19 protein-coding genes, 1 tRNA gene, 2 pseudogenes and 1 riboswitch are annotated in these 22,871 nt (G+C 59.2%); of the genes and pseudogenes, 6 read left to right on the forward strand and 16 right to left on the reverse strand.

The window, feature by feature from the left end; all coding sequences use genetic code 11:
- Nucleotides 1–60 precede the first annotated feature (60 nt).
- From PY793_RS12580 to PY793_RS12595, 4 genes are all read right to left on the reverse strand, one after another.
- Nucleotides 61–2,136 (reverse strand): AfsR/SARP family transcriptional regulator, encoded by a 2,076-nt coding sequence (locus PY793_RS12580; RefSeq protein WP_275178364.1) that lies wholly within the window; start codon nucleotides 2,134–2,136, stop codon nucleotides 61–63.
- 141 nt (nucleotides 2,137–2,277) lie between these two features.
- On the reverse strand, nucleotides 2,278–3,375 hold the full coding sequence (locus PY793_RS12585) for a transglycosylase SLT domain-containing protein (RefSeq protein WP_275178365.1): 1,098 nt from the start codon (nucleotides 3,373–3,375) through the stop codon (nucleotides 2,278–2,280).
- A gap of 69 nt (nucleotides 3,376–3,444) precedes the next feature.
- Nucleotides 3,445–3,669 carry a hypothetical protein gene (locus tag PY793_RS12590; RefSeq protein ID WP_275178366.1) on the reverse strand — a complete coding sequence of 75 codons (225 nt, stop codon included), beginning with the start codon at nucleotides 3,667–3,669 and terminating at the stop codon, nucleotides 3,445–3,447.
- Nucleotides 3,670–3,834: 165 nt separating this feature from the next.
- Complete coding sequence (locus tag PY793_RS12595) at nucleotides 3,835–4,389, reverse strand: DUF721 domain-containing protein (protein WP_275178367.1); 555 nt, start codon at nucleotides 4,387–4,389, stop codon at nucleotides 3,835–3,837.
- 10 nt (nucleotides 4,390–4,399) lie between these two features.
- Between PY793_RS12595 and PY793_RS12600 the strand changes: the two genes are divergently transcribed.
- Nucleotides 4,400–5,467 (forward strand): A/G-specific adenine glycosylase, encoded by a 1,068-nt coding sequence (locus PY793_RS12600; protein WP_342803930.1) that lies wholly within the window; start codon nucleotides 4,400–4,402, stop codon nucleotides 5,465–5,467.
- 79 nt (nucleotides 5,468–5,546) lie between these two features.
- A complete protein-coding gene (gene hemH, locus PY793_RS12605) occupies nucleotides 5,547–6,587 on the forward strand; it encodes a ferrochelatase (RefSeq protein ID WP_275178368.1) in 1,041 nt (346 codons plus the stop codon).
- Here the strand turns inward: hemH and nth are convergent.
- Nucleotides 6,538–7,242, reverse strand: a complete 705-nt coding sequence (gene nth / locus PY793_RS12610) for an endonuclease III (protein WP_275178381.1) — start codon at nucleotides 7,240–7,242, stop codon at nucleotides 6,538–6,540. The two genes, hemH and nth, sit on opposite strands and share 50 nt — an antisense overlap.
- Before the next feature lie 313 nt (nucleotides 7,243–7,555).
- Here nth and PY793_RS12615 point away from each other — a divergent pair, with 313 nt between their 5' ends.
- Nucleotides 7,556–9,349, forward strand: coding sequence for an ABC transporter ATP-binding protein (locus tag PY793_RS12615; RefSeq protein WP_275178369.1), 1,794 nt, complete (start codon nucleotides 7,556–7,558; stop codon nucleotides 9,347–9,349).
- 62 nt (nucleotides 9,350–9,411) lie between these two features.
- On the opposite strand, the gene PY793_RS12620 is transcribed toward PY793_RS12615, so the two are convergent.
- The 5 genes from PY793_RS12620 to gatC all read right to left on the reverse strand — a co-directional run bounded on the left by PY793_RS12620 (nucleotide 9,412) and on the right by gatC (nucleotide 13,793).
- Nucleotides 9,412–10,251, reverse strand: coding sequence for a phosphatase PAP2 family protein (locus tag PY793_RS12620; RefSeq protein WP_275178370.1), 840 nt, complete (start codon nucleotides 10,249–10,251; stop codon nucleotides 9,412–9,414).
- A gap of 116 nt (nucleotides 10,252–10,367) precedes the next feature.
- Nucleotides 10,368–10,460: transfer RNA gene (locus PY793_RS12625), tRNA-Ser, on the reverse strand.
- A gap of 107 nt (nucleotides 10,461–10,567) precedes the next feature.
- On the reverse strand, nucleotides 10,568–12,022 hold the full coding sequence (gene gatB / locus PY793_RS12630; protein WP_275178371.1) for an Asp-tRNA(Asn)/Glu-tRNA(Gln) amidotransferase subunit GatB: 1,455 nt from the start codon (nucleotides 12,020–12,022) through the stop codon (nucleotides 10,568–10,570).
- A complete protein-coding gene (gatA, locus tag PY793_RS12635; protein ID WP_275178372.1) occupies nucleotides 12,019–13,506 on the reverse strand; it encodes an Asp-tRNA(Asn)/Glu-tRNA(Gln) amidotransferase subunit GatA in 1,488 nt (495 codons plus the stop codon). Before gatA ends, gatB begins: the two co-directional genes overlap by 4 nt.
- Complete coding sequence (gene gatC, locus PY793_RS12640) at nucleotides 13,506–13,793, reverse strand: Asp-tRNA(Asn)/Glu-tRNA(Gln) amidotransferase subunit GatC (RefSeq protein ID WP_275178373.1); 288 nt, start codon at nucleotides 13,791–13,793, stop codon at nucleotides 13,506–13,508. Before gatC ends, gatA begins: the two co-directional genes overlap by 1 nt.
- Before the next feature lie 79 nt (nucleotides 13,794–13,872).
- On the opposite strand from gatC, the gene ruvX reads away from it, so the two are divergent.
- Nucleotides 13,873–14,352 (forward strand): Holliday junction resolvase RuvX, encoded by a 480-nt coding sequence (ruvX, locus tag PY793_RS12645; RefSeq protein ID WP_275178382.1) that lies wholly within the window; start codon nucleotides 13,873–13,875, stop codon nucleotides 14,350–14,352.
- Nucleotides 14,353–14,443: 91 nt separating this feature from the next.
- A complete protein-coding gene (locus PY793_RS12650; protein WP_275178374.1) occupies nucleotides 14,444–14,866 on the forward strand; it encodes an endoglucanase in 423 nt (140 codons plus the stop codon).
- A 105-nt stretch (nucleotides 14,867–14,971) separates the two neighbouring features.
- Here PY793_RS12650 and PY793_RS12655 read toward each other — a convergent pair whose 3' ends face one another.
- The 6 genes and pseudogenes from PY793_RS12655 to PY793_RS12680 all read right to left on the reverse strand — a co-directional run bounded on the left by PY793_RS12655 (nucleotide 14,972) and on the right by PY793_RS12680 (nucleotide 22,100).
- Nucleotides 14,972–15,268: a hypothetical protein gene (locus PY793_RS12655; RefSeq protein ID WP_275178375.1), complete on the reverse strand. Its 297-nt coding sequence runs from the start codon at nucleotides 15,266–15,268 to the stop codon at nucleotides 14,972–14,974.
- Nucleotides 15,269–15,343: 75 nt separating this feature from the next.
- Nucleotides 15,344–15,568, reverse strand: a pseudogene (locus PY793_RS12660) (IS5/IS1182 family transposase); the annotation flags it as partial.
- A 71-nt stretch (nucleotides 15,569–15,639) separates the two neighbouring features.
- On the reverse strand, nucleotides 15,640–17,328 hold the full coding sequence (gene aspT / locus PY793_RS12665) for an aspartate-alanine antiporter (RefSeq protein WP_275178376.1): 1,689 nt from the start codon (nucleotides 17,326–17,328) through the stop codon (nucleotides 15,640–15,642).
- Nucleotides 17,329–17,437: 109 nt separating this feature from the next.
- Nucleotides 17,438–18,862: a glutamate decarboxylase gene (gad, locus tag PY793_RS12670; RefSeq protein ID WP_275178377.1), complete on the reverse strand. Its 1,425-nt coding sequence runs from the start codon at nucleotides 18,860–18,862 to the stop codon at nucleotides 17,438–17,440.
- Between the two features lie 827 nt (nucleotides 18,863–19,689).
- Nucleotides 19,690–20,976, reverse strand: a complete 1,287-nt coding sequence (gene gabT / locus PY793_RS12675) for a 4-aminobutyrate--2-oxoglutarate transaminase (RefSeq protein WP_275178378.1) — start codon at nucleotides 20,974–20,976, stop codon at nucleotides 19,690–19,692.
- 173 nt (nucleotides 20,977–21,149) lie between these two features.
- Entirely contained in the window at nucleotides 21,150–22,100 is a 951-nt protein-coding gene (locus tag PY793_RS12680) for a LysR substrate-binding domain-containing protein (RefSeq protein ID WP_342803931.1), read from the reverse strand.
- Nucleotides 22,101–22,265: 165 nt separating this feature from the next.
- A riboswitch (cobalamin riboswitch) is annotated at nucleotides 22,266–22,488 on the forward strand.
- A gap of 131 nt (nucleotides 22,489–22,619) precedes the next feature.
- On the opposite strand from PY793_RS12680, the pseudogene PY793_RS12685 reads away from it, so the two are divergent.
- Nucleotides 22,620–22,871 (forward strand): annotated as a pseudogene (locus PY793_RS12685) (carbohydrate porin); the annotation flags it as partial.

Here is a 22,871-nt window from a genome sequence, read left to right on the forward strand (position 1 = left end):
ATAAAAAAGAAGTCAGGTCTGGCTGGCGGCACAGGTGGTCCTGTCCATCTTCATATCCTTTCAACTCTTTTCCGCCAAGCGTCTGCGTGGCCTGTCTGCTCTGGCGGAGGTGGGGGGTGTGTGCTCAGGGCAAGGCAGGTGCAGTGCATGGCAGAGTTTTTGGCGCAGGTGCCGGGGCAGATAAGCATAGTGCCCCTCCATGGCCGGAGCGTTGAGCGGAGTTTGCAAACGGTGCAGCCGCTGGCGGTAATCCTGCGCTAAAGACTGGTGGCCCAGCATGTTGGCCGCTGCAAGGGCAGGCACCAGTATGGCTGAGCGGTCGGGGGAGGTGGCCAGAATGCCACGGGCGTGGAGCAGTGTTTCCTCGTACTGTTCGGTCAGAAAGCACGACAGAATAAATTCCTGATCAGGGGCGCTAAAAAGCGGCACGCTGGGGGCTATGCCAAAAAACGCCGTATAAATGCGGGCAGCGGTCATGGCGTCCCCCCGGCACAGGGCATCCAGCCCGTCGGGCAGGGCCAGCATGCTTGTGGGGGAATCGGCGGGCAGGGCTGCGTGCATCTGGGCAAGCAGAAAGCGCGCCTCATCGGGCTGGTTGGCGTAAAACAGGCCCGTGCACAGCAGGGAGCGGGTGGCGATGTTGCCGGGGAACAGGGTGAAGTTCTGTTTGAGCATGGTGACCATGGGCTCGATGTAGTCCGCCACGGGCATATGCCATTCGTCATACATGCGGAGGAGCATGGAGTGCGCCTGCACAAAAAACAGGAACTGGTTTTCAGGCGTGCGTCTTTGCGCTTCCGCCATCAGGTGTTCTATCGTGCCATACAGGCCCGGATCGGCGCGCATGCTCAGGGTCAGGGCGCGCAGGCCCATCCCGAAGGGGGAGAGTGCGGCCGCGGGTACGCTGGCCAGCCTGCGCGCTTCCGTTTTGAACAGGCTGAGAATAAGTGCTGAAGCAAACCGGCTGGACAGGGCGCGCAGGGTTGTGGGGGTCAGGCTCAGTCTGTGGCCCCATATGATCGTGTCGTTCAGCCGGGTATCAAACGCTTGTAAAAGACAGGTGCTTTTGCCCTCGCTGTCTGGGGTTATGGTAATGCCGACCAGAAAATCCCACTGCCTGCGGCTGGGGAGCGACTGGAAAGGAGGGGCGGTCAGGCATTCGGTCTGCACGCTGATGTCCAGCATGCCGTGCATGGCTATATCCAGCCCCAGTTCATCGCGGAACTGTTCGGCCAGCGCCACATTTTCCGTCTTGCAGCCTGCCGTGGGGCAGGCCAGAAACACCGTGGCCCTGAGCATGCGCAGGGGGTCGTCCGCCATGGGTGAGCGGATGGTGGAAGAGGCATGCAGCAGCGGAGGCAGTATGCTTTGTGCAACCTGTGTGTTCTGCTGGTGTGTGGCGCGTACCTTGGCAATCAGGCACATGGTCTCCTGCCCTGGAGTGGCGGCAATGGTGTGCCTGAAGGTGCGCAGGCAGGCTTCGGCTCCCAGCAGGGCAGTGCCTTCCTCCTTGCTGTGCATGGCGGCCTGAATGTACGCGCGCCATGCGCCCTCGTTCAGTGGGTTCAGGCGGAGCAGCCTGCGTGTTGCAGTCATGACCGTGGCAGGCTCGACCGCGTTGGCCAGCAGGGCTTCCAGCTGTGCGGTCTTGTGGTCAAGCAGGCGGTTGCGCTCTTCTTCCAGCCATGCGGCAAAGCCCGGATCAACGGTGCTCAGGTCTTCCAGCAGCGGGGGCAGGGGGTCGGGCAGGCTCATGACCGTCTGCTGTGTGGTGCGGAACACATGCTCGATGTCAATGTCGGTCAGGCCGGGACGTATGGCCAGAGTGTGGCGCTGTACGTCCAGTACCTCGGGTCCAAGCGGGTGAAGGACATCCATCAGCCGGTGGATTTCCTGCCGGAGGGAGGCGCGTGCCTGTTCGGGGGCGCGTGTGCTCCATAAAAGCTCGGCCAGCCGTGTACGGGCAACGGGGCGTCGGTTGGAGAGCGCCAGAATAGCCAGCAGCGCCTTGGTCTTGGTGCCTGTAGGTAAAAGCGAAAGCCCCGTACTGGACAGAACACGCATATGCCCGAGCAGAAAAATACGGAGCAAAGGGTTGTGGGGGGAGGCACCTGTATTGTCGGGGGGTGTGAGCATGGGCAGGAAGTCCGTTAATTACCAGCAAGGGACCGGTCACGAACATTCAGGGTATTCCTGCCGGTCAGAAAAAAATGTTTTTGTATCCCCCTGTAAAAAGAAGGTTTGGCAAACGGTAAACGTGACGGTCGCGAACTATATCTAGGGCGTTATGGCAATACATGAAAGCCCCTGCTGGCGCAGGGCGGAGCATATGGTGTCTGTCTGCCCGGAGGGGAGCCCCGCCAGCCGGGTGCGCCACACGGGTGTTCGGCCCACGGGTGTGATTTTTTCCACCCGGTTCAGGGCGTGGTTCAGTGCCGGGGAGGATTGCCGTGCCAGCGCAATGGCATGCATGGCCCGCGCCGGGGTGGAAAAAGCCCCGATCTGGATAATGGCATTGCCCCCGGCTCCGGCAGACCGCCAGACAATGCCCGGCCCGGCAAGGGGGGGGGAACGCACGCTCCGGTAAGCCGCGGGCTGGTAGGCTGCGGGTTGTGGGGTGGAGTCGTTTGCAGGCTGCATGGTGGTGGTGTCATCAGTCGTGGCGGGGCTGTCTGCTCCGGCGGAAGGCGGGGGGAGCGTGTCGCTCTCCAGCGGAGGCGCGCTGGCGGGACCATAGGGCTGCGGAGTGTTCTGGGCCACCTGCATGGGGGGCATCTGCTCTGGCGTCAGGCCGGGCTGCATCTGGGCGGGCAGGGTGCCGGGGGGTACGGGGTCGTTCAGGTGGGGGGTAATGGCGGCCATGTAGGTGCGGGCGTAGCCGGGCAGGGGTGCCCCGCGAGAGCGGTGGTTTTCCATGCACTGTGGCCCACAGTTATACGCGCCCAGAAAGTCAGGCGAGCCAAAACGGTCGTATAACTCGCGGATATAGCCGGTCCCGGCCATAATGTTGTCGTGCGGGTTATAGGGGTCGGACCCAAGGCGGTAGCGTTGCGCAAGCTGGGCGTATGTGTCTGGCTTGATCTGCATAAGCCCGACTGCGCCATGCACGGAGCGGGTGAGATGTCCGTTCATATACTGGTGACCGCCCGATTCCTGCTGCATCACAGCACGGATCCAGGACTGGGGCACGGAAAACCGGTCCGAGGCTTCGTGAATATAAGGCCCCCACGGATTAAGGGCCGACCCCGGTGCATTGTACGATGTTTTGCCCGGTCCCGCGCAGGCGGACAGCACGGCCAGTCCGCCTAAAGCGATAAGGGAGAATATCCTGCGCCAGATGCGCCGGTCCGCATAGGTAAAAACACATGGCAGCATGGTCCACATGGTGCCCGTTCGGGCGGGCAGATGCAAATTGTCATGCTGCCCGGGGTGCCGCGCCCGGAGCTATTTGCCGTGCTGGCGCATGCTTGCGGTTATGTCGTTCATAAGGGCCGGGTTTGTGCGGCGGATCTGGCCTGCGCGCAGCACGCTGGCTGCGGTGTAGCTCGGTCGGGTTGTCCAGTTTTCCAGAAACTGGAGGTCGGACAGGGTTTCTGGCCCATGCTGCCGCAGTGTCTTCAGGGCGGCTGGGGTAGTAATCCCTGGCGTGGTGCCGGGTTTACGCAACATAATCATTAATCCTGTTAGTGAGGCTGCTTTGCTCTTGACTGTTGCACAACTGCGCCACTGCGCATTGAGTGCGGTGCCTTAGAACACCCATAATGTGTCAATTTCAAGCGCTAAGCAGTTTTGTCATAAAACCATGACAATAAAAGAAATAACTCTTTAATTTTGTTATGTTTTTTTTACCGGGGTTTGTAAAATTTCCGTGCCCAGCCGCTCCAGCGCCATGCGCAGCGACTCATCGGCCATGTCAGGCAGGGTGCAGGTGTGGGTTGCTCCCTTGCGGGGCGGGTGCCTGCGGCGGGTGCCTGCCGTGGGGTCCTGCACAAAGCGCAGCCGGGCGACCAGCGGCTCTCCGCACCATGTGTTGATCCGCGCCACAAGCATGTCCCCCTGATGTTGCAGTTCCATGGCGGCAGGGCCGGTACAGGCCACGGTCAGTGTGGCCGCGCTCAGCTTGCGCGGGGTGGTGACAGCCGCATGGGCCGGGCCAACAATATCTGCCCAGCGGGCAAACAGCATCGCTCCGGTGGGGGAGCGGCGGCGGAAGGCGGGAGCCGTTACATTGGGGAGCAGAGCCCCCAGTGTGCGGGCCTTCATGGTACGGCGCGGAGGCTGGGGTGGGGGGGCTTCTTTTTTTGCGCGCGGGCGCGTGGCGGGCTTGGAGGGAAGGCTGGCCTGCCGTGCGGGGGTATCCGCCTTGCCCGAATGAAGTTCCTTCGTCATAACAGCCTCCGTGATTACGCCACCCGCCCACGCCCTGCTGCACTGGTATGACCGACACCGCCGCACCCTGCCATGGCGGTGCACGGAGGGGGAAGTACCAGACCCATATCGCATCTGGTTGAGCGAGATCATGCTTCAGCAGACAACGGTCAAGGCTGTGGGGCCGTATTATCTCAGATTTGTGGAGAGATTTCCAACAGTTCAGGTGCTGGCAGATGCCCCAAGGGATGACGTGCTGGCAGCATGGGCCGGGCTTGGCTATTATTCCCGCGCGCGCAACCTGCATGCGTGCGCACAGGCCGTGGCGGCGCTTGGGGGCTTCCCCCGCACGGTAGATGGGTTACGTGCCCTGCCCGGTATTGGGGCCTACACAGCCGCTGCCGTGGCGGCCATAGCCTTTGGCGTGCCGGTTGTGCCGGTGGATGGCAATGTAGAGCGTGTGACCGCCCGGCTGTACAACGTGCAGGACCCGCTGCCCGCTGCCCGCAAAACACTGGCGCAACTGGCCTGTGGGCTGAATACGGATGCTCCCGCCCAGGCCCGGCCGTCCGACTTTGCACAGGCTCTGTTTGATCTTGGGTCTTCTTTGTGTTCTCCCCGCCAGCCTGCATGCGGGTTGTGCCCTTGGCAGGATGTTTGCGAGGGGCATGCGCAGGGCACGGCGGCCACCTTGCCGCACAAGACCCCCAGAGCTGAACGCCCTGTGCGGTACGGAGTGCATTTTATGGTCATGGACCGTGCCGGGAACGTCCTGCTCCGCAAACGCCCCGAGACAGGCCTGCTGGCTGCCATGACCGAGCTGCCTGGTACCGGGTGGCGTGCAACGCCATGGACCGAAGCCGAAGCTCTGGCCCACGCCCCCGTTGCCGCCCAGTGGAACAATGCGGGTGCTGTCAGGCATGTGTTCACGCATTTTACGCTGAATGTGGTTGTGTATGCCGCGCGCGTGGAGCGCTTTTCCAATCAGGATGTCGGGGAAGGCTTTTTGTTGCCTGCTGCGCAGACCAAAACTGCATCGCTGCCATCAATTATGCAAAAATGTATGTCAACAGGGCATAATTTCCTGCATCGTGCATGAAAAGACGGAGTGTTCTGGCGCACAGCTCCCGGTCAGGTGGCTTGTGCGGGTCGGGCTATAAAAAAGAAAAAGAGGTTGCATGGTTTTCCACCATATTCCGCCACAGGCCCATCTGCCCGCTCAGGGCCAGCCCCGTTGTGGCAGGCCGGGTGTGCTGCTGCTTAACCTTGGCACGCCCGAGGGTACGGGGTACCGCGCCGTGCGCCGCTACCTGTCCGAGTTCCTGTCCGACCGTCGGGTGATCGAGGGGTCTCCCCTGTTCTGGCAGCCTCTGCTTCAGGGCGTTATTCTGACCACCCGCCCCGCGCGCAGTGGCCGCGCCTATGCCCGTGTGTGGGATGCCGAGCGGAACGAAAGCCCATTGCGCACCTATACCCGGCATCAGGGTGAAAAACTGGCCAGGCAGTTTGAGGCCGACGGCGTGCCGGTGGCATGGGGCATGCGCTATGGTCGCCCCAGTGTGGCGCAGGCGCTCCGCTCGCTTATGGAGCAGGGATGTGACCGTATTGTTTGCCTGCCGCTGTATCCGCAATACAGTGCGACCACTACGGCCACCGCCAATGACCAGCTCTTCCGGGTGCTGATGACGCTGCGCAACCAGCCTGCCATCCGCACCGTGCCGTCCTTCCCCGATGATCCGGATTTTATTACCGCCGTGGCGTCTTCCATCCGCGAGGAGCAGATACACGCGGAGCAGCCGTTCCAGATGGTGGTGGCCTCCTTCCACGGGTTGCCACGCCAGTATGTGGACAAGGGCGATTCGTATCTGGCGGAATGTACCCGTACCGTAACCGCCCTGCGCGCCGAACTGGGGATGGATGAGGCCACCTTGCCCATAACCTTCCAGTCCCGGTTTGGACCAACCAGATGGCTGGAACCCTATACCGCCCCCTTTATTGCGGGTCTGCCTGCAAAGGGTATCAGGCGTATTGCGGTGGTGACCCCCTGCTTTATGGCGGACTGTCTGGAAACGCTGGACGAAATCGGCCACGAAGTGCGCGAGGAGTTCATGAAGGCGGGCGGCGAGTCCTTTACCCTTGTCCCCTGCCTGAACGACAGCCCCGCCAGCATCAGTCTGCTGGAAAAACTCGTCCGGCGCGAATTGCAGGGCTGGCTGTAGCGCGCGGGGCTTTGGGCCGTGGCAGGGGGGTCTTGTCAGGGAACAGGCAGCTCTGCTGTGCCGCGCATCGCCAGCACTCGGGTTTGCGCGCCTTGCACACGTAACGCCCTTGCAGAATAAGCCAGTGGTGGGAGTCGCGCACCATGGGGAGCGGGATGCGCGCCTCCAGCTTTTTTTCCACCGCCTCTACCGTGCGGCCACGGCCCAGACCCGAGCGGTTGGCCAGGCGGAACACATGCGTATCCACGGGCACCGTGGGTTGGTTAAAGGCAACATTCAACACCACATTGGCGGTTTTGCGGCCAACACCTGCCAGTTTTTCCAGCGCCTCACGCGTGTGGGGGATCTGCCCGCCGTGCTCGGCCAGCAACTGGCGGGAGAGTTCCACAACGTTTTTGGCCTTGTTGCGCCATAGCCCGATGGTGCGGATCAACTGGCCCACCTGCTCGTCTCCCAGTGCGGTCATGGCCTGCGGGGTGGGGGCTGCGGCAAACAGGGCAGGGGTTACGCGGTTGACCGAGGCATCAGTCGCCTGAGCGGACAGCACAACAGCCACCAGCAACGTAAAGGGCGTTGTGTAGTGCAGTTCCGTCCGGGCATCAGGCCATGCGCGGGACAGGTCATTGAGAAACTGCTGGACTTCCGCCTTTGTCATGTCTCGCAAGGCGGTCTGGGGAGCAGTCCGGGCTTTGGGGCTGGCGGTTGGTTTTGCCGTGCGCCCGCCGCTGGCCTGTGGCTCCGGCGTAGCCTGTGCGGGCGTATCCGGCGTTGGGGCTGGCTGCGTGCTGGTCTTGAGGCGGGTGGTCTTGCGGGGGGCTCTGGGGGGCATGGGGCTGCTTGTTGCAAATGGGCCGGGACGGCCATTTTTCCAGCCGGAGCGGGTTTGCGCAATATCGCACCGTCACGATACAGGCTAAACATCTGCGTTGTGAGTGTGGGTGCACACGCTTTTTTCGGGTTTTTGGGTCATGGTGACTTCTGCTTCCAGCACAGCCTCTGCTGCGCGGAAAACGTCTTTGTTTGTTGATGTGCTGGGCTTTGTCATGCGTCTGTGGCTGGCTTTTCCCCGGCCTCTGGCGGTGACCGTAGGCACGGTTCTGCTGGCTACGCTGGCAGATGTGCTTATGCCCCTTGCCGCAGGTCGGCTTGTGGCCGATGTAGCCGAACCTGCCAGCCAGTCCACCCGGCTGGAAGATGCGCTGTGGATGCTTGCAGCCCTTGCGGCCTGCGGGTTTGGCAGTGTGCTGGCCAAACGCTATGCCTATCTGGGCATTACGCGGCTGACCACGCAGGTCATGCAGAAAATCGGCACGGAATCGTTTGCACATGTGCAGCGCCTGAGCACCGACTGGCATGCCAACACCTTTGCAGGCTCCACGGTAAGGCGGCTCACACGCGGGATGTGGGCTGTGGATATGCTGGACGACACGCTCCTGCTCATGCTGCTGCCCGAGTTTTGCCTGCTGGTGCTGACAACCCTTGTGCTGGGCTGGCACTGGCCTGCCATGGGGGTGCTGCTGGGGGTTTTGTCGGTGCTGTTTGTTGGGCTGTCCTGCGCCTTAACGCTGTATTATGTGGCTCCCTCCGCGCAGGCCGCCAATGCAGGAGACAGCAAGGTAGGTGCTGCACTTGCCGATGCGATGACCTGCAACGCCGTGGTCAAGGCATTCGGGGCCGAAGCGCGGGAGGAAGCCCATCTGGCCCGGACACTGGACCAGTGGCGCAGCGCAACTGCACGGATGTGGGTACGTGGCACGGATAGCGCCAACGTGCAGGCCGCTGCCGTGGTGGTCATGCGCCTGTCTCTGGCGGCGGCGGCGATCTGGCTGTGGTGCAGGGGCCGTGCAGGACCGGGGGATGTGGCTTATGTGCTGACCATGACCTTTCTGGTTCAGGGCTACCTGCGCGAGATCGGGCAGCAGGTTTCGGTCGTGCAGCGCTCGGTTAACGAGATGGAGGAACTGCTTCTGCTCTGGCGTACTCCCGCAGGTGTTGCAGACCCCGCGCAGCCGGTCGAACTGCATGTGACGTACGGCGACATTGCGTTCGAACACGTTACATTCCAGTATCCGGGGCAGCAGACGCCCCTTTTTACCGACCTGTCGGTGCATATTGCACCGGGTAGCCGGGTGGGGCTGGTCGGGCCTTCGGGGTCGGGAAAGTCCACGTTTACCAAGCTGCTTTTGCGGTTATACGCGCAAACAAGCGGTCGTGTTCTGGTCGATGGTGTGGATACGCAGGTTGTGCGCCAGTCTGACCTGCGCCGCCAGATTGCGCTTGTGCCCCAGGAGCCGGTTCTGTTCCATCGCTCGCTGGCCGAGAATATTGCCTATGGCAGGCCAGATGCCACGCCCGAACAGATTGCGCAGGCGGCCCGTCTGGCCAATGCGGCGGATTTTATAGAACGCCTGCCCGAAGGCTACGCAACACTGGTGGGCGAGCGGGGTATCAAGCTCTCGGGCGGGGAGCGCCAGCGTGTGGCCATAGCCCGCGCCTTTTTGGCGGACGCCCGTATTCTGGTGCTGGATGAAGCCACCGCCAGTCTGGATTCCGCATCCGAAGCACTGGTGCAGGAAGCCATGGAACGGCTGATGGAAGGCCGTACGGTGCTGATTGTGGCGCACCGCCTTTCCACCGTTGTCGGGTTGGACCGCATACTGGTGTTTGAGCATGGTCAGATTGTGGAGGACGGCCCCCATGCTCAACTTATCCAGCAGGAAGGGGGCCTGTACCGGAGGCTGTATAATCTGCAAAGCCTGTAAGGTGAAAAGAAGCGGGTATATGCAGCCTGTTCGTTATGCAGGCAAAAGCATGGGCCGGACGTTCAGGTCAGTTTATGAGCCAGAGGAATGGCGATGCAGGCCACAAGCGCTCCACCGAGGATATCCATCAGGTAATGCCCGCCTATGGGAATGGTGGATATAGCCATAATGCAGTTGACCGCAGCAAAAGGGTAAAAGCTGCGTAAGTTGTGGTTGTAATAAGTAAAAATAATAGCAAGAACAACATGGTAGGATGGAAAACTGTACACGCCTTCCATATGGTCGAGTGAGAGCGCATGAGGCGCGACGCCGTCTCTCAGCGCTAGAATGGTATAAACATAATGACTTCCCGGTACACCGCTGCTGTAATACCCAAATGAATAAAAAGGTCCAAGAGACGGAAATATTAAAACAATAAAACTTGTAATGAATATGGCTATAATGGAAGATAATAACATTCCTTTATTTCTTTTTTTGTCTCCTGAAAAAGAAAATATAAGAATATTGATAATAATCTGAATAAGGAGAGTACTGTAAAACAGGGCCAGCAAATTATACAAAATGGAGTGAGACCGCACAAAACCAAAAAATGCCTGCCAGTCAAACCCGGCAAGGCGGTCCAGGGTTATCAGGGTGTTATCGATTGCTGGCCATCCGAGCGTGCAGACAAGATAGGACTGGATGGCCCCAAATACGGAGAAAAGAACCCACGCCTGAACGTAAAGAATGGATTCCACAATTATTTTACTGGGCCGCAGGAAGGTATAAAAAAGCGCGATGGGGGAGAGAGCAAGGCAAGTAAGAAAAGGTTTTGTAAAGCCGGTAAAATGGAGTCCGGCCAGTTGGCAGCCTGCTATGTCTGTCAGCGCCATGACCAGAATAAGGAATGGGATAATAAACATTCAGACTCTAAACTTACTATGATGGCATTGCATGACCGCCTGTAAGAAAGCAAACACAACAAAGCCCTGAACATCAAGGTTTACGGTAGCACATGAGAATTTAAGGGAATTTGCTTTGGCGGAGGGGATGGGATTCGAACCCACGATACGACTTGACATCGTATAACGGTTTAGCAAACCGCCGCCTTCAGCCTCTCGGCCACCCCTCCGCCGAAGAGTGCAGACACGACGTTTGCATCGCTGCTTTTAGGGGGTTTGGCGCGTTCCGTCAAACCCCCAGATGCGTAATTTGGTGTTATTTTTTATCTGGTCGTTTTTACGCGTCCAGATGGGTCTTCAGGGCTTCGTTCACCATGGCCGGGTTGGCCTTGCCCTTGGTTTCCTTCATCACCTGTCCCACAAAAAAGCCGAACAGTTTGTCTTTGCCAGAGCGGTACTCGGCCAGCTTGTCGGGGTGTTTTTCCAGAACGGCGGTAATGGCTGCGTCAATTGCACCCGTATCGGTAACCTGCCGCAGGCCCTTCTTTTCCACGATAGCATCGGGGCTTTCGCCCGTTTCCACCATGTCTTCAAAGACTTCCTTGGCAATTTTACCGTTAATGGTCTTGTCCGCAATCAGGTCCAGCATCTTGCCCAGAGCCGCTGCACTGACCGGGCTGGTTTCGATTGTATTGCCGGTACGGTTGAGGGCGGCAAACAGGTCGCCCATAACCCATGTGGCCGCCAGCTTGCCGTCCCGTCCATGGGCGGCAGCCTCGTAATAGTCGGCGACGGCCTGCTCGGCTATCAGCACCCCGGCATCGTAGAAGGCAATGCCGTATTCAGCCTGAAAGCGCGCGCGTTTTGCATCGGGCAGTTCGGGCAGCCTGGTGGCCAGCTCGTCCACCCACGCCTGTTCCAGCACCAGTGGCAGCAGGTCAGGGTCGGGGAAGTAACGGTAGTCATGCGCATCTTCTTTGGAGCGCATGGTCCGGGTTTCGCCCCGACTGGGGTCGAACAGGCGGGTTTCCTGATCCACCTGTCCTCCGTTTTCCCAGATTTCCACCTGACGGGCGGCTTCCACCTCAATGGCCTGCATGACAAAGCGGATGGAGTTGACGTTCTTGATCTCGCAGCGTGTGCGGAAGGGTTCCCCCGCCTTGCGGACCGATACGTTTACGTCCGCGCGCATGGAGCCTTCTTCCATGTTGCCATCGCAGGTGCCGAGATAACGCAGGATCTGGCGCAGCTTGCGCAGGTAGGCCCCGGCTTCCTCGGGTTCACGGATGTCAGGCTCGCTCACGATTTCCATCAGGGCCACGCCGGAGCGGTTGAGGTCCACAAAGGATTTTGTGGGGTCCTGATCATGCAGCAGCTTACCCGCATCCTGCTCAAGGTGCAGGCGGGTAATGCCGATTTCGCGCACATCCCCATTCTGCAGTTCGATGCTGATGGTGCCCTTGCCTACAATGGGGTACTCGAACTGGCTGATCTGGTAGCCCTGAGGCAGATCGGCGTAAAAATAGTTCTTGCGGTCAAACCGGCTGAACAGGTTGATCTGTGCGTTAAGCCCCAGCCCTGTGCGGATGGCCTGCGCCACACATTCGTGGTTGATCACGGGCAGCATGCCGGGGAATGCGGCATCCACCAGACTGACCTGTGTGTTGGGCTCTCCTCCGAAGGTGGTGGATGCACCCGAGAACAGCTTGGAATGGCTGATAACCTGTGCGTGGACTTCCAGACCGACCACAATTTCCCACGTGCCGGTGCGGCCTTCAATCGTGTAGCTCATGCGCCTGCTCCCGCATGGATGGATGGCGTGTGCGTAAAGCCTGCCGCCGCTTCCAGTGCGCCGCCAATGGACAGCACGGTTTCTTCATCAAAATGTCTGCCGATAACCTGTAGCCCCAGCGGCAGTCCGGCATCGTTCAGCCCTACGGGAACGGAAAGTGCGGGCACACCGGCCATGCTGGCAGGCACGGTAAAGATGTCGTTGAGGTACATCTGCACCGGGTCGTCCATGTTTTCGCCCTGCGCAAAAGCAGCGGACGGGGCGGTGGGGGTCAGCAGCACGTCCACGTTTTCAAAAGCGTTTTCAAAGTCACGTTTGATCAGGGTGCGGACCTTCTGCGCCTTCAGGTAATACGCATCGTAATACCCGGCGGACAGAACATAGGTGCCCATGAGAATACGGTTGCGCACTTCCTGCCCGAAGCCTGCTGCGCGCGTGGCTTCGTACACACCATCGAGCGAGGGTGCATCCTTGCGCAGGCCAAAGCGGACGCCGTCATACCGTGCAAGGTTGGAGGAACATTCGGCCGGGGCAATAATGTAGTAGGTGGTCAGCCCGTAACGCGTGTGGGGGAGGGAGACATCCACCACCTCACACCCTGCGGCCTTCAGCCATGCGATGCCCTGTTCCCACATGGCCACAATCTCGGCTGGCAGGCCGGGCGCGCGGTATTCAGCGGGAATGCCAACGCGCAGGCCCTTGACACTTTTGCCCACGGCCTTGTGGAATTCGGGCACGGGGCGGTTGGAACTAGTGCTGTCCCTTGCGTCAAAACCCGCCATGGCTTCCAGCATCAGCCCGGCATCGGCCACGCTACGGGTCATGGGGCCTGCCTGATCGAGCGAACTGGCAAAGGCAATGGTGCCCCAGCGGCTGCACCGGCCATAGGTGGGTTTAAGGCCGACAATCCCGCAATAGGCGGCGGGCTGGCGGATGGAGCCACCCGTATCTGTCCCTGTTGCGGCCAGCGCCATGCCAGCGGCAACTGCTGCGGAGGAGCCGCCGGAGGAGCCGCCGGGCACAAGGGCGGTTGCCTCGTCCCCCGTGCGCTTCCACGGGTTTGTCGTCGGGCCAAAGGCCGAGTTGATGTTGGCCGAGCCCATGGCGAACTCGTCCAGATTGGTCTTGCCAAGGAACACGGCTCCTGCGTTCAGCAGGTTGGCGGTGACCGTACTCTCATACGAGGGCACAAAGTCGGCCAGCATCTTGCTGGCGGCCGTGGTGCGTACGCCCTTGGTGCAGAACAGGTCTTTTACGCCAATGGGCAGGCCGTCCATAATGCCGGCCGTGCCTGCTGCGTAGCGGGCATCTGCGGCATCCGCACTGGCCAGTACGTCGGCTTCGGGCAGGACGGTAATGTAGGCGTTAAGGGTGGTGTTCAGGCGGCCAATGGCGTCCAGGTGAGCCTGCGCCAGTTCCCGTGCGGAAAACTTGCGGGCGGCAAGCCCTGCGCGGGCTTCGGTTAGGGTAAGACCGGTCAGCATTATTCCACCACCTTGGGTACGGTATAAAAGGGGCCAGATGTTTCGGGCGCGCAGGCCAGCAGGGCATCACGGCAGTTGCCATCGGTCACCCTGTCTTCACGCTGGCGCAGGGTTTCGGTTTCTGTTCCCACCATGGGCGGCACACCCGTAACATCCACTTCGGCAAGCTGGTCAATCCAGCCCAGAATGCCGTTAAGCTTCTGGCGCGTGGCCTCCAGCTCGTTTTCCTCAAGCCCTATACGGGCCAGTTTTGCGATGCGTCGGGTGGTCGCAAGGTCTAGCGACATGAGAGTGGGCCCCTCTTTCTTCAGTCTGAATAGAGAATTGCACCTAGCATAATCGCGCGGAAGGCAACATACCATGGGCATGACTCTTCTCACTCTTCCCCAATTAGCTGCCACCCTGCCCAGACATGCCCGCCTTCTGGGCATAGACCCCGGGCGCAAACAGGTAGGGCTGGCGCTGTCTGATGTGTCCCGTATGGTGGCCTCCCCCTTCCAGACCGTAAAGCGCGGAAAACTGGGGCAGATGGCTATTTTTATCCGCGCTGTTGCGCAGGAGCATGGAGTGGCGGGGCTGGTTGTGGGGGTTCCCCTCTCGCTTGACGGGTCGTTTGGTCCGGCGGCGCAGGCCAGCCGGGACTGGGCCATGGACCTGTCGGCCCAAACCGGCCTGCCCACCTGCCTGTGGGATGAGCGCCTGTCCTCTTCCGCGGTTAACCGGATGCTCATACAGGAGGCCGATCTGTCACGCGCAAAGCGGGCGGAAGCGGTGGATAAACTGGCCGCAGCCTATATTTTGCAGGCGGCACTGGACAGCATGCCCAGCGGGATCACGTCTTTCTGATTCCAGATTGGGGGCTTTTTTTTGCCACAAAGGGGCTTCAGACCCGAAGAACGCAAGAGACGTGACAGGATATTTGAGAAGGAATGATCCAATGACCAAGCAGTCGTTTGCTACTGCTTTAATGACCATGGTGGGTGCCGCCGTATTTGCTGTAAGCCTGCCCGCAGCCCCTGTGCATGCGGAAGAGGGCGCTCTGACAAAGGCATGGAATTCCACCCGTCAGGGAACGGAAAAAGCATGGGACAAAACCAAAACTGGCACCGACAGGGCTTGGGACAAGACCAAAGTCGATACGGACAAGGTCTGGGATAAAACCAGAACTGGTACGGAAAAGGTCTGGGACAAGACAAAGTCCGGGACGGAAAAAGCATGGGACAAAACCAAAACCGGCACCACGGATGCAGCGCATGATGTGGGCAGGTGGGGCGAGCGCACTGGCCAGAAAATTGGCAACACCAGCACCGCCGTCGGGCACGATATTCGTAACGGTTTTACGGATGATGACAAAAAATAAGTCCGGATAAGCCCGACCCATAAAAAACCCCGCCCTCCGGTATGGAAAGGGCGGGGTTTTTTTTATGGACTCCGCAAGGCAGGCCGATTTTTTTTCGCCCATGATTCAGGCGAAGGTGTCCAGCCCGCTGGTGTCGTTCTGTGCGGAGTTTGAGGCTGAACCCGAAGAACCACCCGTTGTGGTTTTGGAAAGGATATTCCCGTTGGCATCCTTGACGATGGTTGTAATGGACCCATCGGCATTAAATGTCTGGCTGGTGCTTGTGCCGGATGAGGCAGAAGAGCCACCACTCCCCGAAGCGGAGGAAGAGCCCGGGGCCGGGGCCGTACCGCTGGAAGAGGACGTGCCAAACAGATTGCTGGCAGCACTGCTGCCGCCCAGATTTGAAATGGAAGAAGACATAGGGAATGCCCCGCCTCTCTGCTGGTTTGAAAAACTCGCGGTATTGTCGAACCGGGACGAAAGGGATGTCAATCTTTATCCACCGAGCCCGAGAGGAAGGTCGATTTTCAGTTTATCGTAGCGGGTTGCGATGGCGCGAAACTGCTTGGGTTTATTGAAGAATCGCTCGATTGGATTACGCACCCTATAGAGAGTGAAGTTAGTTACCCGTAGGGCCGTTCTGTTGCTTTGGGGCGGGATAACCGGAGTAATCCCGCGCTCTGTCAGCCGATCAATCAGTTTGTCGGCATCATAGCCTTGTCAGCCAGGAATGCATCAGATCCTGACTGACAAGGCAGCCCCCACCTGATTTTTGGTGGCGTGGTGGCCCTTTATGTCATGAGGAGAATAATCACCATGCCCCAGATGGTCAGTAGCGTGTTCCCTACGGCGTAGGTTACGGTATAGCCAAGAGTGGGCACCTGACTGTGAGCGATCTCGTTAATCATGCCCAGTGCCGCAGTGGTTGTGCGCGCGCCAGCGCAGGCGCCAAGCAGAATGGCGGGGTGGAAGCGGAACAGATATTTACCGATGAAGATGGAGAGAACAAGCGGGAGTGTTGTTGCGAACATACCCCACAGGAATATTCCCGCGCCCAGATTTTCAAGCCCGGCTACAAAGGTTGGGCCAGATGCAATGCCCACACCCGCGATAAAGACGTTCAGTCCCACCGAGTTCATGAACCAGACGGTTGAGGTGGGAATGTAGCCAAAGGTCGGGTGGATGGAGCGGAGCCAGCCTGTAATCAGCCCTGCGATCAGTGCGCCGCCAGCCGTTGAGAGTGTAAGGGGGATGGACCCGATGTGAATGGTGACCGCACCAACAAGGCAGCCGATGGTAATGGCGAGCGCCAGGGTCATGACATCCGTAACACTGCCGGGTCGATCTACCCGCCCCCATGCCTTGGCGGCAATGGTTGTGTCCGCAGTGCGCCCGCTGACGGAGAGAACATCCCCACGTTGTACAACGGTTTTGGGCAGTAGAGGAATTTCCTCACCAGTCAGTCCGCGTGTAATCCGGCATAGGAAAACACCGTGGGCTTCTGGCATTTTGGAAATTTCAGCAATCGTTTTTCCACTGATCGTGCGGCTGGTGATAAAAATATCGATGCCTTCCATGGGGATGGAAAGCAGCTCCCGGTCGTCCACTTCCTTGGCGTGAGCACCAATAATGTCGATCAGAATATGGCGGGAGCCGGTGATGGCTAAAACATCTCCGGTTTTGACCACCATATCCCCTTTGGCCGCCATAACCTGCGAGCCCCGGCGCAGGCGCTCGATAAAAACTCCGCCGTGGGGAAAGAGATGTTCGATCTCCGAGACAGTCTGACCGCTGACCGCAGTGGACTCTCCAACCTGAAAAGCGCGGATTTCGTATGGATGCCAGGCCAGATTGCCGCTGCCATTATGGTCCATGCCCCCCATGCTGGCCTCATATTGCGCACATTCCTTAGCAAGGTCCACGCGCAGCAGTTTTGGCCCAAGGAGTGCAAGAATAATGGCGGAACCAACCGTACCAAACAGATAGGTGACCGCATAGGCGACCGGCATTTCGTTGAGCAGGTGGTGTTTTTCTTCCACGCTGATGGCAAGCTGGTTGATGCTGTCTGTCGCCAGCCCCATGGAGGCGGACAGGGTCTGGGACCCGGCAAAAAGGCCAGCAGCGGTGCCCGCGTTATACCCGGCAAGGCGGGCCGCCAGCCAAGCTGAGCCAAGGCATAACAGACAGACCACAACGGCAAAGAGAGCCTGCTTCAGACCGTCTTTTGCCAGACCGCGCACAAATTGCGGTCCCACGCCATAACCGACTGCAAACAGAAAGAGCAGAAAGAAAAAGGAACCCACCATGGGCGAGATCGGGATGTTGAACTGCCCGATCGCAACGGCTGCAATCAGCGTGGATGTGACAGCGCCAAGCCCAAGGCCGCGATAGTTGAACTTGCCGAACCAGTAGCCAAAGGCCAGGGCTATGAAGACTGCAATCGGGGGGTAGGTTTTCAGTACAGTTTCAATCCATGCCATGGCAGGGGAATGCTCCGGGAAAAGGTTTAGGATGAAATGCAAAAAACTGCCACGTTCTAACAAAGAGCGTGGCAGTTTTATCAGATACTAAACGCGATAAGGGCCGGTGTTACGGAGTCTTGGCGGGGAGTGCATTTTTTAAAAACGCATGGTGTGGCGTTTTATGCCCTTCCGTCCCAAGGGGGGCCGCGGGTTTGTGGGCTTCCAGATAGTCAATGGAGCGTTTGACATCTTCAAGGAACAGGTCGGCCATGTCACGGGTAAAGCCGTGGCGGACCAGAACGCGCATGACCACAACATCGGTAATGTTGGGCAGCATTGTATAGGCCGCAGCCTGCCAGCCCCGTGTGCGCAGACGGTCGGAGAGGTCAAAAAGCGACCAGCCCGGATTACCCTTGAGTGTCCACGACACGCCGGGAATGCCCTTTTTGCTGTCCCCGTCAAAAAACAGGTGGAACGGCCCGATTTTGACGATCTCTTGTGCAATATGTCCGGCGGTGTCGTACATGTTGTCAAGAAGACGGCGGTATCCTTCACGGCCAAGGCGCAGGAACAGATAATACTGCGCAATGATCTGACCACCCGGGCGGGAGAAGTTCAGCGCGAATGTGGGCATGTTGCCGCCAAGGTAGTTGACCCAGAAAATCAGGTCATCGGGCAGGTCGGACTTGTCTTTCCATACAACCCAGCCCACGCCCAGCGGAGCAAGACCATACTTATGGCCAGACGCGTTAATGGAGCAGACGCGGGGCAGGCGGAAGTCCCATTCCATGTCCGGCTCTTTGAACGGAGCCGTAAAGCCGCCTGATGCCGCATCAACATGGATTGGAATGTCCAGCCCGGTTTCGGCCTGCAGTTTGTCAAGCGCTGCTGCAATTTCGGCAACTGGCTCATACTGGCAGGTAAAGGTCACGCCAAAGGTGGGCATGACGCCAATTGTGTTTTCATCGACGCGCTTGAGCACTTCCTCGGCATTCATGCTGATCCGGTCCCGCTCAAGCGGAATTTCACGGATTTCAACATCAAAATACCGGGCGAACTTGTGCCAGCAGACCTGCACGGGGCCGGTTACAATGTTGGGGCGGTCGGTGGGGCGTCCGGCAGCCTTGGCTTTTTCACGCCAGCGCCACTTCAGGGCAAGGCCACCCAGCATGGCGGCTTCGCTGGAGCCAATGGTGGCACAGCCGATGGAGCGGTTGAGGTCGGGTGCGTTCCACAGATCGGCCAAGATGCTGACACAACGTCGTTCGATCTCCGCTGTTGCGGGGTATTCGTCCTTGTCGATCATGTTCTTGTCGATGGCCAGATCCATCAGGCGATGGATTTCCGGCTCCATCCACGTCTGCCCGAAGGTCGCCAGGTTCTGGCGTGCGTTCCCATCCATGAACAGTTCATCGCGGATGAGGGCTTCAGCCACGTCGGGGCGCATCTCGCCTTTGGGAAAGCGGAATTTGGGAACCGTGATTCCCGCAGATCTGGTCGCATAGAGGTCGGCGTTGACATCATGCGAGGCTGGCTTTTCCTGAATCGGCATCTGGATGACCTTTCAAGCTCGTGCTGTTAACCTAAGAGGGGAGCGATAACATGGCCTGCAAATATGGAAATTGATAGAAATCAATTAAACAATGCAGAGGCGGAAAACAATACAAATATTTGTTCCGATCATGTAATATAACGTAAGTTTTCATCAAATAACGATATGGTTATGTTTTCGTTAACAAATAAAGACATTTTTCATAATTTTGTCAATTTAAGTATTTATAGTTTATCGTAATGTGAAATTTGCGTGTGCTATGCGTATTTTAATAAAATTATAGAACAATTAGTTTTAAAGTCCCGGCCCGAATGTTGCAGTGCTCATGCCGTATTTTGCCTGCATGTATGCAGGGATCATTCAGGTATTCTATAGGAAGCAGTATTTACACCGTACATCCGTTCCGGTTCAGATACTTGCAGCAGGCAGAAATAGCCGGGTCAAAAACCATCTTTTGCAATCAGGTGCGCGCGGCACAAACAGCATGTCGCGGGCTGAAAGCGGGCGGGTGCTGCATGGAAAAAAGGGGGGGAGTGTGCAGGCCAGACGGTATTTTCAGGCTTAACTGACGATACGCCGTAGTGGTTTGCGTTATGGACCCGCCAGAACGGGTGGTGCGCGGAGCGTGGCCAGCCATGCTTTTAGGGCTAGCCAGTAGGCTGCAAACGCGGTCATGCATGTGCCCTCCATCAGTTTAAATTCTTTTTTATCCTGATGGAGAATCATGGCCTGACTATGACCTTGCCAAAGAAGAAGGCGACCCCCACGCCCCCGTGGGGGATGGAGAGTCGCCTTTTAGCAGGTTCAGGCCCGGAAAGGGGGATTGATCAGGCTTTGGCTTCTTCGATCAGGATCTGTTCAATAATGTCCAGCCCTTCATCAAGCAGTGCATCGGATGCGGTCAGGGGGGTCAGGATACGGATGGTTGCCCCCTGCACACCGCAGGCCAGCAGGATCAGCCCTTTTTCGCATGCCTTGGCGCAGAGCTTGGAGGCAAAGCCTGCCCGCTGTTCCACGCCTGCGTGGCGTTCAAGGATGTCAAAGGCGATCATGGCGCCCAGACCGCGTGGCGTGCTGATGGGCAGCATGTCCGTGCGCTTGTGCCATGCGGTCATGCGGGCTTTGAGGCGCTCGCCCATGGCGTTGGCGCGGTCGAGTAGTTTTTCCTCGTCAATCACGTCCAGCACGGCAAGGGCTGCGGCGCAGGCCAGAGGTGCGCCTGCGTAGGTGCCGCCCAGACCGCCGGGGGGGACGCTGTCCATCAGGTCCGCACGGCCAATAACGCCAGAGAGTGGCAGGCCACCGGCAAGGGATTTGGCAACGGAGATCAGGTCCGGCTCCACGCCGGAGTGTTCAATGCCAAACAGCTTGCCGGTCCGGCCAAAGCCGCTCTGCACTTCATCGGCAATCAGTTTAATGCCGTGCTGGTCGCACAGGGCGCGCAGGTGCCGGAGCAGGGCCGGGGGAGCAACGCGGAACCCGCCTTCACCCTGCACGGGTTCAATAATAATGGCGGCGACATTGCTGGGGGCAATATCAGCTGCAAACAGGAAGTGCAGCATTTTCAGGCTGTCTTCCACCGTAATGTCATGGTCGGGGAAAGGCACATGGTACACTTCGCCCGGCAGCGTGCCAAACGGAGCCTTGTAGGGGAGCACCTTGCCGGTCATGGCCGAAGCCAGCAGTGTGCGGCCATGGAACCCGCCGCAGAAGGCGATTACGCCATTGCGGCCGGTGGCAGTACGGGCGATCTTGACCGCGTTTTCGGTTGCTTCCCCCCCGGTGGTAAAGAAAATGGTCTTGGCCGGGCCGGAAAAGGGCGCGCGCGCATTCAGCTTTTCGGCCAGTTCAATATAGGATTCGTAAGCCGAAACCTGAAACGCCGTGTGCGTAAAGCGTTCGAGCTGCTTTGCCACCGCAGCCATCACCTTGGGGTGGCGGTGACCCACGTTCAGCACGGCAATACCGCCTGCAAAGTCAACGTAGCGGCGGCCTTCCACATCCCACAGCTCCGCGTTTTCGGCCCGGTCGGCAAAAACGGGGGTGGAAGTGGAAACCCCGCGCGGCACGGCGTTGTTACGGCGGGCCAGCAGGTCTTTGTTGGTGGTGCTCATTTCAGGTTTGGCTCCGGTTGGCGGTCATATGGTCCGGCCTGTGCTTGGGGCGGGACAAACAGTTTGTTCCGTAAGTGGTTTTATTGCACGCGGGGAGGCGTTTTTTTGGTGCATGAGTGGTGATGAAAAATCAACACCCAGCCGTTCGGTGCAAAACCGCTCCTTCTGGTGGCTTACCCCGGAGGGGGCAGGGGCGTGTCTGTCTCCTGTGCAACCTGTTCCATCAGCCAGAGGCGGAAGGTGCGCAGGGAAGGTTTTTCCCATGCCTGTTCAGAGGCGCGCAGCACGTAGGCGCCCAGCGGGGTAGCCTTGAGCGGGGTCTGTGTAGGTTGCACGCGCACCAGCCGTCCGCTCAGCAGGTCATCCCCAAGCAGGAACGGGTTGCCAAGGGCTATGCCTTCCCCCGCACGGGCGGCCGCCAGCGTAATATGGGCCTGCCATAGCCTGCCTGCGGTGGGAATGATGGTGGCATGGACCCCCTGCGCTGCAAACCAGCGCCGCCATTCCGTATCGTCCCCTTCATGCAGCAGGGGGGCGTCCAGCAGGTCCTCGGTTGTGTGGGGCTGGCCACCAATGGCCTGAATGCACTGGGGGGAAGCCACGGGAAAAACCGGTGGCCGGGCAATGGCCATGTGTCTGATGGTGCGCGGTTCCGGCGTTGTGCTGCCATCGCGTACATAGCCGATCTGGGCATGGTTGGTGGATTCCACGCCGCTCAGGTGGAAGGCCGCACTGGCATCCACCGAGCGGAGCTGGACTTCCATATGAGGGTGCGATTTGCGAAAGGCGTAAAGCCGGGGCAGCAGCCAGTGGTAGGCAAACCCATGTGCGCAGGTCACGGTCAGGGGGGCTACACGGTTGCGCATATCCGCCGTGGCGGTGGCCAGCCCTTCCAGCAGGGGAGCTATGCGGTCGTAATAGGTCTGGCCTGCCTGGGACAGCCCACCCGTGGTCTTGTCACGCAGGGTGATCCCGAGCGAGACTTCCAGATCGCGGATATGGCGGCTGATGGCTGCGTGGTCCACGCGCAGCTCCATGGCCGCCCGCCGGATGCCACCCGTGCGGGCAAAGGTGACAAAGGCGTTCAGGGCGGACAGGGGGGGGATGCGGTAGCGTGGGTCCATGGTCTGGTGTGCTGGGTCATGTCCGGGGGAGGCTGGTCCGCCATTGGAGGGTAAATGGCCCAAAAAGCAAGCACCTGCCTTCTGTTTGCTTTTGGCGGTGCGGGAGCAACAGGGGAAGACGGTGGGGTTTTGCATTGCAAATCGGGTAAAATATGGGCTATGGCGCAATCGATTATAGTCAACGGTCCCGCGCAAGCGGAATAAAAGGGAATGCCGTATTCTCCCTGCGCGGGAGATCAGTCGGCGACTGCCCCCGCAACTGTAGGCGGAGAGTATCTGGCTTGAGCGGCGCTCTGCATCGCTGCCACTGGTTGCCCTGCAACCGGGAAGGTTGAGCCAGATGCGTTGATCCGCAAGTCAGGAGACCTGCCGTTGCCGCTCATGCCCTGATCGCCGGACGGGGGTGCCGGAGGTGGATGTTCGACCATGCGACTTTATCCCTGACCGTCTTTTTTCCCACAGGCATATTTCATTCAACAGCACGCCTCACTCCGGGGTGGGGAAAACAGGCTTGATGTCATGATTTTTTTACAGAAAACAGTCCGCATGCGGTGGCGTCTGGCGCTTTTATGCCAGTCTGTAAGCGTTGCGGGTGTTCTGCTGCCTGCGGCCTCATTTGCGCAGAATGCGGAGACGCAGCTGGAGCAGGACCGCAGGCGTATGGGCAATTCCGGCCCTCTGGTGTCCGAGGTTGACCCTGCCACGGTGCGCGACAGCATGCGCGCAGCAGAAGCCGCTGCCGCCGCCAGATCCCCCGATGCAGACCACCCG

The organism is Acetobacter fabarum, assembly GCF_029069195.1.
GTDB lineage: Bacteria > Pseudomonadota > Alphaproteobacteria > Acetobacterales > Acetobacteraceae > Acetobacter > Acetobacter fabarum_A.

Bases quoted from the DNA above. Each gene is read 5' to 3' on its own strand.
- PY793_RS12580 (WP_275178364.1), bottom strand. From the start codon at position 2,136: ATGCTCACACCCCCCGACAATACAGGTGCCTCCCCCCACAACCCTTTG.
- PY793_RS12585 (WP_275178365.1), bottom strand. From the start codon at position 3,375: ATGCTGCCATGTGTTTTTACCTATGCGGACCGGCGCATCTGGCGCAGG.
- PY793_RS12590 (WP_275178366.1), bottom strand. From the start codon at position 3,669: ATGTTGCGTAAACCCGGCACCACGCCAGGGATTACTACCCCAGCCGCC.
- PY793_RS12595 (WP_275178367.1), bottom strand. From the start codon at position 4,389: ATGACGAAGGAACTTCATTCGGGCAAGGCGGATACCCCCGCACGGCAG.
- hemH (WP_275178368.1), top strand. From the start codon at position 5,547: ATGGTTTTCCACCATATTCCGCCACAGGCCCATCTGCCCGCTCAGGGC.
- nth (WP_275178381.1), bottom strand. From the start codon at position 7,242: ATGACAAAGGCGGAAGTCCAGCAGTTTCTCAATGACCTGTCCCGCGCA.
- PY793_RS12615 (WP_275178369.1), top strand. From the start codon at position 7,556: ATGGTGACTTCTGCTTCCAGCACAGCCTCTGCTGCGCGGAAAACGTCT.
- PY793_RS12620 (WP_275178370.1), bottom strand. From the start codon at position 10,251: ATGTTTATTATCCCATTCCTTATTCTGGTCATGGCGCTGACAGACATA.
- gatB (WP_275178371.1), bottom strand. From the start codon at position 12,022: ATGAGCTACACGATTGAAGGCCGCACCGGCACGTGGGAAATTGTGGTC.
- gatA (WP_275178372.1), bottom strand. From the start codon at position 13,506: ATGCTGACCGGTCTTACCCTAACCGAAGCCCGCGCAGGGCTTGCCGCC.
- gatC (WP_275178373.1), bottom strand. From the start codon at position 13,793: ATGTCGCTAGACCTTGCGACCACCCGACGCATCGCAAAACTGGCCCGT.
- ruvX (WP_275178382.1), top strand. From the start codon at position 13,873: ATGACTCTTCTCACTCTTCCCCAATTAGCTGCCACCCTGCCCAGACAT.
- PY793_RS12650 (WP_275178374.1), top strand. From the start codon at position 14,444: ATGACCAAGCAGTCGTTTGCTACTGCTTTAATGACCATGGTGGGTGCC.
- PY793_RS12655 (WP_275178375.1), bottom strand. From the start codon at position 15,268: ATGTCTTCTTCCATTTCAAATCTGGGCGGCAGCAGTGCTGCCAGCAAT.
- aspT (WP_275178376.1), bottom strand. From the start codon at position 17,328: ATGGCATGGATTGAAACTGTACTGAAAACCTACCCCCCGATTGCAGTC.
- gad (WP_275178377.1), bottom strand. From the start codon at position 18,862: ATGCCGATTCAGGAAAAGCCAGCCTCGCATGATGTCAACGCCGACCTC.
- gabT (WP_275178378.1), bottom strand. From the start codon at position 20,976: ATGAGCACCACCAACAAAGACCTGCTGGCCCGCCGTAACAACGCCGTG.
- PY793_RS12680 (WP_342803931.1), bottom strand. From the start codon at position 22,100: ATGGACCCACGCTACCGCATCCCCCCCCTGTCCGCCCTGAACGCCTTT.